Source organism: Exiguobacterium sp. RIT594 (assembly GCF_003339585.1).
Classification (GTDB): Bacteria; Bacillota; Bacilli; order Exiguobacteriales; family Exiguobacteriaceae; genus Exiguobacterium_A.
On sequence record NZ_QPKF01000001.1, the window covers coordinates 718,794 to 731,977 of the forward strand.

13 protein-coding genes are annotated in these 13,184 nt (G+C 47.2%); all 13 read left to right on the forward strand.

All coding sequences use genetic code 11. From position 1 onward, the window contains the following. The first annotated feature begins 73 nt into the window (after positions 1-73). The 13 genes from lepB (at position 74) to hslU (ending at position 13,178) form a co-directional block, all read left to right on the forward strand. On the forward strand, positions 74-613 hold the full coding sequence (gene lepB, locus DVG79_RS03555; protein WP_114595484.1) for a signal peptidase I: 540 nt from the start codon (positions 74-76) through the stop codon (positions 611-613). A gap of 238 nt (positions 614-851) precedes the next feature. Continuing rightward, entirely contained in the window at positions 852-1,718 is an 867-nt protein-coding gene (gene ylqF / locus DVG79_RS03560) for a ribosome biogenesis GTPase YlqF (protein ID WP_114595485.1), read from the forward strand. A 59-nt stretch (positions 1,719-1,777) separates the two neighbouring features. Then, on the forward strand, positions 1,778-2,530 hold the full coding sequence (locus DVG79_RS03565; protein WP_114595486.1) for a ribonuclease HII: 753 nt from the start codon (positions 1,778-1,780) through the stop codon (positions 2,528-2,530). 13 nt (positions 2,531-2,543) lie between these two features. Beyond that, entirely contained in the window at positions 2,544-3,422 is an 879-nt protein-coding gene (locus DVG79_RS03570; protein ID WP_114595487.1) for a hypothetical protein, read from the forward strand. Beyond that, positions 3,419-3,679 carry an EscU/YscU/HrcU family type III secretion system export apparatus switch protein gene (locus DVG79_RS03575; protein ID WP_114595488.1) on the forward strand — a complete coding sequence of 87 codons (261 nt, stop codon included), beginning with the start codon at positions 3,419-3,421 and terminating at the stop codon, positions 3,677-3,679. Before DVG79_RS03570 ends, DVG79_RS03575 begins: the two co-directional genes overlap by 4 nt. A gap of 88 nt (positions 3,680-3,767) precedes the next feature. Then, positions 3,768-4,928 (forward strand): ADP-forming succinate--CoA ligase subunit beta, encoded by a 1,161-nt coding sequence (sucC, locus tag DVG79_RS03580; RefSeq protein ID WP_026827995.1) that lies wholly within the window; start codon positions 3,768-3,770, stop codon positions 4,926-4,928. A gap of 13 nt (positions 4,929-4,941) precedes the next feature. Beyond that, entirely contained in the window at positions 4,942-5,856 is a 915-nt protein-coding gene (gene sucD / locus DVG79_RS03585) for a succinate--CoA ligase subunit alpha (protein WP_114595489.1), read from the forward strand. A 64-nt stretch (positions 5,857-5,920) separates the two neighbouring features. Continuing rightward, positions 5,921-6,748: a DNA-processing protein DprA gene (dprA, locus tag DVG79_RS03590; RefSeq protein ID WP_114595490.1), complete on the forward strand. Its 828-nt coding sequence runs from the start codon at positions 5,921-5,923 to the stop codon at positions 6,746-6,748. A 47-nt stretch (positions 6,749-6,795) separates the two neighbouring features. Beyond that, positions 6,796-8,892, forward strand: a complete 2,097-nt coding sequence (gene topA, locus DVG79_RS03595; RefSeq protein ID WP_114595491.1) for a type I DNA topoisomerase — start codon at positions 6,796-6,798, stop codon at positions 8,890-8,892. Between the two features lie 3 nt (positions 8,893-8,895). Next, positions 8,896-10,200, forward strand: a complete 1,305-nt coding sequence (gene trmFO, locus DVG79_RS03600) for an FADH(2)-oxidizing methylenetetrahydrofolate--tRNA-(uracil(54)-C(5))-methyltransferase TrmFO (protein WP_114595492.1) — start codon at positions 8,896-8,898, stop codon at positions 10,198-10,200. Positions 10,201-10,371: 171 nt separating this feature from the next. Beyond that, complete coding sequence (locus tag DVG79_RS03605; protein WP_114595493.1) at positions 10,372-11,250, forward strand: tyrosine-type recombinase/integrase; 879 nt, start codon at positions 10,372-10,374, stop codon at positions 11,248-11,250. Next, positions 11,219-11,815, forward strand: a complete 597-nt coding sequence (hslV, locus tag DVG79_RS03610) for an ATP-dependent protease subunit HslV (protein ID WP_369835017.1) — start codon at positions 11,219-11,221, stop codon at positions 11,813-11,815. Before DVG79_RS03605 ends, hslV begins: the two co-directional genes overlap by 32 nt. Continuing rightward, positions 11,808-13,178 carry an ATP-dependent protease ATPase subunit HslU gene (gene hslU / locus DVG79_RS03615; protein ID WP_114595495.1) on the forward strand — a complete coding sequence of 457 codons (1,371 nt, stop codon included), beginning with the start codon at positions 11,808-11,810 and terminating at the stop codon, positions 13,176-13,178. The genes hslV and hslU overlap by 8 nt, the downstream gene beginning before the upstream one ends. Positions 13,179-13,184 lie beyond the last annotated feature (6 nt).

Consider the following 13,184-nt stretch of genomic DNA (forward strand, 5'->3'; position numbering starts at 1 on the left):
ACAAGCTTCTTTTTTTTACCGTTTATGCGTATACTAGGTTTAGGCAAGAGATTGAGTTGAAGGAGTGGAACGCGTGAAGGAGTTATTTAGTTGGATCAAGGCGCTGGTCGTGGCGCTCGTAATTGCGTTCATCATCCGAACGTTTTTATTCGTTCCGGTCATTGTAGACGGCGAATCGATGATGCCGACGTTACACAATTCGGACCGAATGATTGTCAATAAGGTTCCTTATTATTTCAATGAACCGGAACGGGGAGACATCGTCGTCTTCCATGCAACGGAGACACGGGATTACATCAAACGTGTGATTGCTGTTCCAGGTGATACGATGTACTACAAAGATGATACGTTATACGTCAACGATAAAAAAGTCGTGGAACCTTATCTGAACGAGTTTAAGGCGCAGATGAACGGTGTTCCGTTAACAGAAGACTTTACATTGGAAGAAAAAACAGCACAAACGACCGTTCCCGAAGGAAAAGTGTTTGTAATGGGAGATAATCGTCAAAACTCGAAAGACAGCCGGGACATCGGTTTTGTAGACGAAGACCAAATCGTCGGTACGACGAACTTCGTTTTCTATCCGTTTAATGATGTTCGATCGGTCAATTGATGATTTCAGCAAGTAATCAAGTAATTAAGTAATTAAGTAATTAAGAAACGGAGTTCACTGCATGTGGACTCCGTTTTTTTGTTCGGACCGGCACAGGGTTCTTTTCTGACGAAAAGTTGCGTATACTAGAGAATGGATCGTTTCTCTCGAACAGGCAGTGGATCGGTCACACGAGACACGATGTATAAATCGTTCATTATTAGCAGTCCAAGCACTATGAAAACTTGAGGTGGAAGAAATGACAATACAATGGTTCCCGGGACACATGGCGAAAGCACGCCGTGAAGTCACGGAAAAATTAAAGTTGATTGATGTCGTCATCGAATTGGTGGATGCACGGTTACCGATGTCGAGCCGTAATCCGATGGTCGAACAAATCACAGCAGGAAAACCGCGGCTGATCGTCCTGAATAAATCAGACATGGCTGATGCCCGTCTGACCGAAAAGTGGATGCAGGCACTTCGGAAGGATGGTGTCGACGTCATTGCAGTCGATGCGAAGCATAACAAGGGGTTAGGACAGATTCATGAAGGTGCCTTACGCCTGATGAAAGACAAACATGACCGGATGCGGGATAAAGGGCGGAATCCAAGTGCGATTCGAGCCTTGATCATCGGAATTCCAAACGTCGGGAAATCAACGTTGATCAATCGATTGGCTGGACGGAACATCGCGATTACTGGCGACCGTCCAGGTGTGACGAAGCGTCAACAATGGATCAAAATGAAGACGGGTGAGATGGAACTGCTTGATACACCGGGAATTCTCTGGCCGAAGTTTGATGACCAGCTTGTCGGCTACCGGTTAGCGGCAACGGGCGCCATTAAGGATGATATCCTAAATATTGATGATATTGCCTTGTTTGCCATCCGTGAGTTGATGACGCGTTATCCGGAACAATTAAAACTGCGTTATCGTCTCAAGGAAATCACGGGAGAAGCTGTTGATGTATTAGAAGCCATCGGAAAAAACCGTGGTTTCGTAACCGGCGGCTATGTCGACTTTGAGCGGACAAGTGAAATGTTACTTCACGAACTCCGAACGGAGAAAATTGGTCGGGTTACGCTCGAGACCGTCGAAGAGTGGGCGACCGTTACAGAATAAGACAGGCTTGGACTTCTCGAGATGAGAAATCCAAGCTTTTTTCGAAAAGGAGTCAAGTCATGAACATTTCTGAAATCAAAGCACGATTAGCAATCGTCTCACAGGAAGAATTTGAACAAGTAAAAATCGAGTTCGCACAAGATACCCGAAAAGGAGTCGTTGCTGCCCTGAAACAGGCAGAACGCCGGTTGTTAAATGAAGCGCAACAACGACTTCAGTTTCAAGAGCGATCGTGTTTTGAAGACGAGTACCGCGCGAAAGGTCACCAGCGCATTGCTGGAGTGGATGAGGTCGGCCGGGGACCGCTTGCGGGACCGGTCGTCGCAGCAGCTGTCATTTTACCGGTCGATTTTTATCATTCCGGGCTGACAGATTCAAAACAGATGTCGAAAAAACAGCGACTTGCTGCGTATGAGCACATTCAGGAAGTCGCAGAAGTCGCAATCGGTATCGTCGAACCGGAAGAGATTGACCGGATCAACATTTACCAGGCCTCTAAACAGGCCATGCAGCAGGCTGTCGCTCAATTGACGCCGGATGCCCTGTTAGTGGACGCGATGACGCTTGATGTCGATCTCCCGCAGGAATCCCTGATTAAAGGAGATGCCCGGAGCATCTCGATTGCAGCAGCAAGTGTCGTCGCGAAAGAAACACGGGATACGATGATGGAACAATACGCCATGATTTATCCGGAGTATGGCTTTGAACAACATGCCGGATACGGGACGGTACAACACTTACAGGCACTCGACCGTATAGGGGTGACGCCGATTCACCGGAAGACATTTAAACCGGTCCTCGACCGACTTTAGGAGGTGAGCTATCATGCAGATTGAGCATCGTGCCTTACTGCCCTTTAAAATAATTGATTCGGCCAACCAACCGTTACGTGAAGGGGCAAACGTCATCGGTAAAGTATTGAAACTGCTTCCGGACGGTCTGATGGAACTGCAGGTCGGACAACGTGTCTTGACGGCGGGAACGACAGCCGAGCTAAAAGAGGGAGCGACCTACCGGTTTTTGGTCACGAGTACAGATGGACAGCCCGTGTTAAAAATTGTTTCACAGGAAACCAGTTCTCCGAAATTACCGGTGCTTCCGACATTTGATCGGATCGCTCCACTTTCAGCGGAATCCGTCCCGCACACGACACGGGATGTCTTGCAACAGCTGGGGCAAAAAGTGATGGAAGGATCCGGAACAGCCTTCAAACAAGCCATCATCGAATTGGTTCAACTCGCTCGGAGTGCGGATGGGACAACAGAGGGGCAGCTCGACCGGAAGACGAGTGATCAGGTGCTGGCCCAACAGGTCATTCAAGCGACAAATGAAACCGGACGCGGTATATTTTTGTTTCAATTACCGCAATTTGGTCCGTTCGAAGAAGTCGATGTCACGATGGAGGCACCCTTTGATCAAAAAGAATTTAACCCGGATCACGCACGAATTGCTTTTTACTTAAAATTGCCGAAAGTCGGCGAAATTGCATTGGATTTATTAATCACGGATCGAAAAATCGCGATTTCCGTTTTCCATCCGGATGACCGGATTGCCGCTTTTATGTCCCACTATCAGCCGACCATCGAACAACGTCTGCACGAACAGGGATATGATTTGATCCGCTTCGAACAAATAGAAGCGGAAAAAGAACGGATACCGTTCCAACCGACGGATCGAAACGGAAGGGTGGATTATCAGATATGAAAAAAGCCATCGCCTTATCCTATGAAGAGCAGATGCAGGCTCCGAAGGTCGTCGCGAAAGGATCAGAACGGGTGGCGGAGCGAATTCTCGAAGAAGCCCTACAACACGGTATTCCGATTCGGCAAGACAAGACGTTGGTCACCTTGCTCGACGCCGTCCAAGTCTCAGAGCAAATTCCAAATGAATTATACGGGGTCATTGCCGAGTTATTCGCCTTTTTATATCAACTCGATCAAACAGGAATTTCGAAGAAATAAATGCTTTCGGTCGATAACGATAGACAGCGCTTCCAATTTTAACTACAATGAAAGAGCCGAAACTAAAGGGGTTAAGGGGGATTTTTTCATGAATGTACATGAATATCAGGCAAAAGAGTTACTTCGTTCGTACGGTGTACCTGTTCCGAACGGAATTGCAGCATTTACAGTTGAAGAAGCAGTCGATGCAGCAGAACAATTGTCAGGTCCGATCAAAGTCGTAAAAGCACAGATTCACGCAGGGGGTCGCGGTAAAGCCGGTGGTGTTAAATTGGCAAAATCGCAAGAAGAAGTGAAAGAATTCGCGACAGAGTTACTCGGCAAAACACTCGTCACGCATCAAACAGGTCCAGAAGGTAAAGTCATCCAACGTCTTCTTGTTGAGGAAGGTTGCGCGATTGACAAGGAATACTATCTCGGGATTGTCCTTGACCGTGTAACGGGACGTGTCGTCATCATGGGTTCAAGTGAAGGCGGAATGGATATTGAGGAAGTCGCGGAAGCAACTCCGGAAAAAATCATCAAAGAAGTGGTTGATCCGGCAGTCGGTTTACAAGCTTTCCAAGCGCGTAAATTGGCGTTTGCAATGGGTGTTCCGGTTAAACTTGTCAATAAATTCGTCGGTATGGTCACGAAATTGTATACATTCTTCGTCGATAAAGACTGCTCGATTGCTGAAATCAACCCACTCGTCACAACAAAAGACGGTGATGTCTTGGCACTTGATGCAAAACTCAACTTTGATTCAAACGCGTTATACCGTCATGCGGATGTCGTTGCACTCCGTGACGAGTCAGAAGAGGATCCGCGTGAAGTGGAAGCTTCTAAAAATGACTTAAACTATATCGCACTCGACGGAAACATCGGATGTCTCGTCAACGGTGCAGGTCTCGCGATGGCGACGATGGATATCATCAAGCATTTCAGCGGCGATCCAGCAAACTTCCTTGATGTCGGTGGCGGTGCGACAAAAGAAAAAGTAACAGAAGCCTTTAAATTGATTTTATCGGATGAGAACGTCAAAGGGATTTTCGTTAACATCTTTGGTGGAATCATGAAGTGTGACGTCATTGCAGAAGGTATCGTTGCCGCAACAAAAGAAGTGGGCTTAGAATTGCCACTCGTCGTCCGTCTCGAAGGAACAAATGTCGATGCCGGGAAACAAATTCTCAAAGATTCAGGTCTAGCGATTACAGCAGCTACATCAATGGCAGACGGCGCAGAAAAAATTGCTGCGCTCGTGAAGTAAGGGGGAGCTAAGGATGAGTATTTGGGTAAATGAATCAACAAAAGTCATCATTCAAGGAATTACAGGGAATCAAGGGATGTTCCACGGCGAACAGATGATTGATTACGGAACGAACCTCGTAGGTGGCGTGACACCAGGTAAAGGTGGAACGGAAGTATTAGGAGTACCGGTCTTCGATACAGTAGCACAAGCAGTCGAAAAAACAGCTGCCAATGCTTCAATCATCTATGTACCGCCTGCATTTGCAGCGGATGCCATCATGGAAGCAGCGGATGCGAACATCGCTTTGATCATTTGTATCACGGAAGGAATTCCGGTTCTTGATATGGTCAAAGTAAAACGTTATCTGGACGGAAAACCAGTCCGTCTGATCGGTCCAAACTGTCCAGGTGTGATTACGCCAGGCGTTGCGAAGCTTGGGATCATGCCAGGATACATTCATACACCAGGTCACGTCGGAATCGTTTCACGTTCTGGAACGTTGACGTATGAAGCCGTGCATCAATTGACGACAGCAGGAATTGGTCAATCAACAGCAGTCGGAATCGGTGGCGATCCGGTCAACGGAACAGATTTTATTGATACGCTCAAAGCGTTTAATGAAGATCCGGAAACAAAAGCCGTTATCATGCTTGGTGAAATTGGTGGAACGGCAGAGGAAGAAGCGGCTGAGTGGGTCAAAGCCAACATGACGAAGCCGGTCATCGGATTCATCGGTGGACAAACAGCACCTGAAGGCAAACGGATGGGTCATGCCGGTGCCATCATTTCAGGTGGTAAAGGAACAGCTGCAGAAAAAATCAAAACACTTCGTGCTAACGGTATCGAAGTGGCAGAAACGCCAGCTATCATCGGTGAGACGTTGATTCGTGTCATCAAAGAAGCCGGTATTTACGATGAATGTGTCACAGGTTCAACTGTGAACTAAACAAGAGGCCAGCTGTCCTGATTTAATCAGGACGGCTTTCTTCTATATAAAAGGAGCGGAATGAATGGACAGAGAACTGTATGCACGTTTTGCGACTTGCCGGGTTCCGTATTCAATCGTTGTCTTGATCGAGCAGTACGGTCTTTTACCGGTAGAGGATTTACCCGTGTCAAAATCCATCAAAAACCGTTATCAGCAAGCCCTACAATTGGATCAAGTCCCAACGAACCTTCTTGTTCCCGGAGACCCGTGTTTCCCGATGTCGTTACTTCAGATTCCTCAACCTGTCTACGGTCTTTTCTTCAGCGGTGACCCTTCCTTATTACAACAGCCGATGATCAGTATCATCGGAAGTCGTCAACCTTCTCCTTCACACTCAAAACGTTTATCTTTCTTACGTCCCTTTTTTGAGTCTCCATTCGTCACGGTGTCAGGTGGCGCCCTTGGCATTGATTCTCTTGTACATCGTCTTTCCCTTAAACATCATCAAGCGACGATTGCTGTGTTAGCGAGCGGTTTTGATTGCCTGTATCCCGTCCGGCATTCACAACTGTTTCAGCGGATTCAACAAGCAGGTCTGCTGTTATCGGAGTATCCCGCTCCAACCCCAGTCAAGAAATATCAGTTTTTAGAACGAAACCGGATCATCTCTGGCCTGGCTTCAGGATTGATCATCGTCGAGGCAACCCGGAAAAGCGGAACGATGAACACGGCCGGTCACGCGCTGGAACAGGGGAAAGACGTGTATTGTATCCCCGGTTGTCCGACAGAAAAACACTTTCAAGGGACAAATCAACTGATTGCGGAAGGGGCGATTCCACTCTTAAATCCGGAAGAAGTTTCAAAAAGTATCTTGATGAACGTTGACAAATGGGAATCGAGACTACTATGATAAGTGAGATTAAAATACGAGTACGCCTCTAATAGGGAGCGATTGTAATGGCAAAATATTTAGTAATTGTCGAATCACCTGCAAAGGCAAAAACCATCAAACGTTATCTCGGTTCAAACTATACCGTGAAAGCTTCGATGGGGCATGTCATCGACTTACCGAAAAGTCAAATGGGTGTTGACGTAGAACATGACTATGAACCAAAGTATATTACGATTCGTGGTAAAGGTCCGGTTTTAAAAGAGTTAAAAACGGCCGCTAAAAAAGCACAAAAAATCTATCTCGCAGCCGACCCGGACCGCGAAGGGGAAGCAATCGCTTGGCACTTAGCGAAAGCCCTCGGTGTCGATGAATCGACAGAATGCCGGGTCGTCTTTAATGAAATCACGAAAGACGCCATCAAAGATTCGTTCAAGAGACCCCGCAAGATCAATTATGATCTTGTCGATGCACAACAGGCACGGCGTATCTTGGACCGTCTCGTCGGTTACAGTATGAGTCCGTTACTTTGGAAGAAAATTAAAAAAGGATTATCAGCAGGACGTGTTCAATCGGTTGCTGTGAAGATGATCATTGACCGTGAACAGGAAATCAATGCCTTTTTACCGGAAGAATATTGGACGATTAAACTAGAGCTTGATGCCAATGGTGAAAAACTCGAAGCCAACTTCTACGGAGTTGACGGAAAGAAACGTGAATTGCACTCGGAAGAAGAAGTCAATGAAATATTGGCAAAACTGTCAGAGTCCTTCACGGTAGATTCCGTGACGAAAAAAGAACGTCGCCGGAATCCGGCCTTGCCGTTTACAACGAGTTCGCTTCAACAAGAAGCAGCCCGCAAGCTGAACTTCCGTGCGAAAAAGACGATGATGATTGCCCAGCAATTATATGAAGGAATCGAGCTCGGAAAAGAAGGGACGGTCGGTTTGATTACGTACATGCGGACCGATTCAACCCGGACATCTGAAACCGCCAACATTGAAGCACAAGGGTTCATCGAAAATGCGTACGGAAAAGAATATATCGCTGTTGAAAAACGGAAAGAGAAAAAAGCAGCGAATTCGCAGGATGCCCACGAAGCGGTTCGTCCGACATCGACGATGCGTGACCCGCAACTTGTCAAATCGTATTTATCCCGTGATCAGTTCCGGTTATACAAATTAATTTGGGAACGGTTTGTTGCGAGCCAAATGGCTCCGGCTGTTCTCGATACAGTCAAAGTCGACTTGGTTTCAAACGATGTCATGTTCCGGGCAAACGGTTCGACGGTCAAATTTGCCGGATTCATGAAAGTTTATATTGAAGATACAGACGATGAGACAGTAACAGACGTCAAGGACGGTTTGCTACCACCGCTTGAAGACGGTGAAGTATTGGAACAGGAAATGATTGAGCCGAAACAACACTTTACCCAACCACCACCGCGGTATACCGAGGCACGTCTCGTCCGAGCGATGGAAGAACTCGGGATTGGCCGTCCATCGACGTATGCACCAACACTCGATACGATTCAAAAGCGTGGTTATGTGACGCTCGAAGAGAAAAAATTCTTGCCGACCGAACTCGGGGAACTGGTCATTGATATGATCAGTGATTATTTCCAAGAATTCATCACGGTTCAATTTACGGCTGACATGGAAGCATTGCTCGATGCAATCGAAAAAGGGGACATGCAGTGGACGGAAGTCGTCGATCCGATTTATAAATCGTTTGAAAAACGTCTGACACGTGCAGAAGCCGAAATCGAAAAAATCGAAATCAAGGATGAACCGGCCGGAGAAGATTGTGAAGTCTGTGGTCACGCGATGGTCATCAAGATGGGTCGTTATGGTAAATTCATGGCGTGCTCAAACTTCCCGGAATGCCGCAACACCAAACCGATTCAAGTTGAGATCGGTGTCAAATGTCCGACGTGTGGAACAGGTGAAATCGTCGAACGCCGCAGTAAAAAAGGACGCCTGTTCTACGGCTGTTCGAATTATCCGGAATGTGAATTCGTCTCATGGGATAAACCGGTCGAAGAACCATGCCCGGTTTGCAGCAGTATGATGGTACAAAAGAAAATCAAGAACGGTGTGAAAGTAGAATGTACGTCTTGCGGACATCACGAAACACGCATCGATCAGGAGCAAGAGGAGGAATGACCGATGAAGCGGGTAACCGTAATCGGCGCCGGTCTCGCAGGTTCTGAAGCAGCATGGCAACTTGCGAAACGCGGTGTACAAGTAGATTTATATGAAATGCGACCAGTCAAGCAGACACCTGCTCACCATACCGACCAATTTGCAGAGCTCGTCTGCTCGAACTCACTTCGGGCCAATCAACTGACAAATGCAGTCGGTGTATTAAAAGAAGAAATGCGCCAACTCGACTCACTTATCCTCAAAGCTGCCGATCTTGCGAGTGTGCCGGCAGGTGGTGCGCTTGCTGTCGATCGACATGACTTTGCCGGATACGTGACGGAAACATTAAAAAATCATCCGAACGTCACGGTGCATCATGAAGAACTTGAAGCGATTCCGGATGGTCCGACCATCGTCGCGACAGGTCCTTTAACAAGTGCCGCCTTGTCCGAATCCCTGAAGCAGTTCACCGGAGAAGATTACCTGTACTTCTTTGACGCTGCCGCACCGATTCTTGACGGTGATACGATTGACCGCGATAAAGTGTATTTAAAGTCACGTTATGATAAAGGGGAAGCAGCTTACTTGAACTGTCCGATGACAGAAGAAGAGTTTATGCATTTCCACAATGAGTTGATTCAAGCGGAAGTCGTTCCATTAAAAGAGTTCGAGAAGGAAATCTACTTTGAAGGTTGTATGCCGTTTGAAGTACTGGCGTCACGCGGACCGAAAACACTGTTGTTCGGACCGATGAAACCGGTTGGGCTTGAAGATCCGAAAACGGGTGAACGTCCGTATGCCGTCGTTCAACTCCGTCAGGATAACTCGGCCGGAACACTGTTCAACCTCGTCGGATTCCAGACGCACCTCAAATGGGGCGAACAAAAACGGATCATCCGTTTGATTCCAGGACTTGAAAACGCTGAAATCGTTCGTTATGGTGTCATGCACCGCAATACGTTCGTCAATTCCCCGAACTTGTTGCAACCGACGTATCAAACACGGACACGTCCGGATCTATTCTTTGCCGGGCAGATGACAGGTGTCGAAGGATACGTCGAATCAGCTGCTTCCGGTTTGACGGCAGGTATCAATGCGGCTCGTTTAGTTAATGAAGCGGAACCGATCGCCTTCCCGAAGGAAACGATGATGGGTGCGATGGCGCATTATATTACGACGACAGAAGGAAAAAACTTCCAACCGATGAATGCGAACTTCGGACTGGTACCGGGACTTGCCGACCAAACCGGTCGAATGAGAAAACCGGAAAAATATGCGCTCCTTGCCGAGCGGGCATTGGATGCAATTAAAGACTTTACCGATATGTAAAGAGGATGGGGGAGAAGGCGCAAATCAGCGTTCTTTTCTCCCATTTCTTAATTTGTCATAAAAGCGTGATAATTTTGTTATTTTTCCGATTTTTGGTCTATTGTCAGACTACTTCCGGTGTGCTATGCTAAGGGCGATTCGAGTATGAAATGGTTAGAAGGGGGCTCATCAATGGGAGTAGACTCAGAGTTTGATGTACTGCGAAAATCGTTTTTACGGTACGTGCACATCGAGCGTCAATTATCTCCAAATACGGGCCGTTCTTATGATCAAACACTTCGACAATACGCCGCTTTTTGCCTCGATCATCAGCTGAGATCGATTGAATTGGCAACTGCACGGCGTTATTTGTTTGCTCTTTATGACCAAAAAGCATCTAAATCAACGATCGCTCAAAAAGTATCTTGTTTGAAACAGTTCGGACGTTTTGTGACGCGGGATACAAATGACGTCAATCCTTTTGAGGGATTAAAGGCACCGAAACGTGTCCAAACGTTGCCGACGTTTTTAGTACCATCAGAATACGAACGATTTTTAGAAGTTTTCCGAACGTCGGATTCATTAGGCGTACGGAATGTGGCATTGATTGAGTTGCTGTATGCGACAGGAATGCGTGTCAGCGAATTAGCCGGATTGAACGTAAAAGATTTGGATCCGGACTTGGAATATGTGCATGTATACGGAAAAGGACGAAAAGAACGGATTACACCGATCGGATCCTTTGCGAGAAAAGCCTTGTCCGAGTATTTGATGGAACGACAACCGGCCGAGGATGAAGCACAAGCCGTTTTTCTTTCTCGTTCTGGTCGCCGTTTGACAACGGACGGGATTCGGAAAATCTTAAAAAAGGCAGATCCGTTTTTATCGAAACACGTGACACCACATGCTTTACGACATAGTTTCGCGACCGATTTACTGGAACGTGGAGCAGATTTACGAGCGGTGCAAGAATTGCTTGGGCATGCTTCATTATCGACGACAGGGCAATATACACACGTCACGACGGAGCGGCTACGGCATGTTTATCAGCAAGCGCATCCGCGTGCCTAAGGGAGGAAATAGCATGTTTCATGCAACGACGATTTTTGCGATTCAACATAACGGTCAATCTGCAATGAGCGGGGATGGACAAGTGACTTTTGGTAATCAAGTCATCATGAAGAAAAGTGCAAAAAAAGTCCGGCGTCTCTATGGTGGAAAAGTGATTGCCGGGTTTGCCGGAAGTGTAGCCGATGCGTTTACATTATTCGAAAAGTTTGAAGCAAAACTTGAAATGTACAATGGAAACCTGCAACGGGCTGCCGTGGAATTAGCAAAGGAATGGCGGGGTGACAAAATGTTACGCCAGCTGGAAGCTTTGTTGCTTGTCATGGATGGAACACATTTACTTCTTGTTTCAGGTAACGGAGAAGTCATCGAACCCGATGACGGGATTTTGGCCATCGGTTCAGGCGGAAACTATGCGCTTGCCGCGGGTCGGGCACTGGCTCGGCACGCTGCACACATGACGGCTGAGGAAATCGCCCGTGCCGCTCTTGAAACAGCAGGAGAGTTGTGTGTATTCACGAATGATCAAATCATTTTAGAAACGATTGGGGGAAGTGCAGATGCATGAATTTACACCGAGACAAATCGTGGAAAAACTAAATGAACATGTTATTGGTCAAGCGGACGCGAAACGAGCCGTCGCGATTGCACTCCGAAATCGTTACCGCCGTCAGTTGCTCGATCCGAGTCTGCGGGATGAAGTGACACCGAAAAACATCTTGATGATCGGACCGACAGGAGTCGGGAAAACGGAAATTGCCCGTCGACTTGCGAAATTGGTCCGTGCACCGTTCGTTAAAATCGAAGCTACGAAATTCACGGAAGTCGGTTATGTCGGACGTGACGTTGAATCGATGGTTCGTGATTTAGTCGAAGCCTCACTACGGCTTGTCAAAGACGAGAAAAAGGAAGCTTTGAAAGAGCGGGCTGAAGCGGTTGCGAATGAACGAATCGTCGATGCCCTTGTCGGTAAAAAAGCTTCGGCGGGTCTTGGCGGAGGAAATCCGTTTGAGATGCTGTTCGGTGGGACTCCAAAACCGCCCGAGCAGGAAACTGCCAGCGATACAGCCGATCGGTCCGTCATTCGTCAACAATTGTTCCAAGGTCAACTAGAAGACCGCATTATTGATGTGGACATCGAAGAACGCCAAATGGATTTGTTCTCCGGTCAACAAGGCATGGAAGGTCTTGCGAATCTACAGGATATGCTCGGGCAAGTCATGCCGAAAAAAACAAAGAAACGCCAGCTGAGTGTCAAAGAGGCACGTCCGATTTTGACAGCAGAAGAAGCGGAACGATTACTCGATTTAAATGAAGTCCACGATGAAGCTGTTCGTCGTGCTGAACAGATGGGAATCATCTTCGTCGACGAAATCGACAAGATTGCAACGAAGGGGCAAGATAGTGCCGGTGTATCACGTGAAGGCGTACAGCGTGATATCTTACCAATCGTCGAGGGATCGACTGTCGTGACGAAGTATGGTCCTGTGAAGACGGATCATATGTTATTCATTGCAGCCGGTGCTTTCCATATGGCAAAACCATCTGATTTGATTCCGGAGTTGCAAGGACGTTTTCCGATCCGGGTGGAACTCGACAGTCTGACCGAAGATGACTTCGTTAAAATTTTGACTGAACCCAATCAAGCATTGTTGAAACAATATAAAGCTTTGCTTGGAGCGGAGCAAGTCCATGTCACGTTTACCGAAGACGCGATTCGTCAAATTGCACGGATTGCGGCACAAGTGAATGATGAAACAGATAATATCGGTGCTCGCCGTTTATATACCATCATGGAGCGTGTATTAGAAGAATTATCGTTTGAAGCGGCAGAGATGCCAGAGACAGACGTCACCATCACACCACAATATGTCATGGACCGCGTCGGAAAAGTAGCAGATGATCGTGATTTAAGTCAGTTCATCTTATAAGTGGAG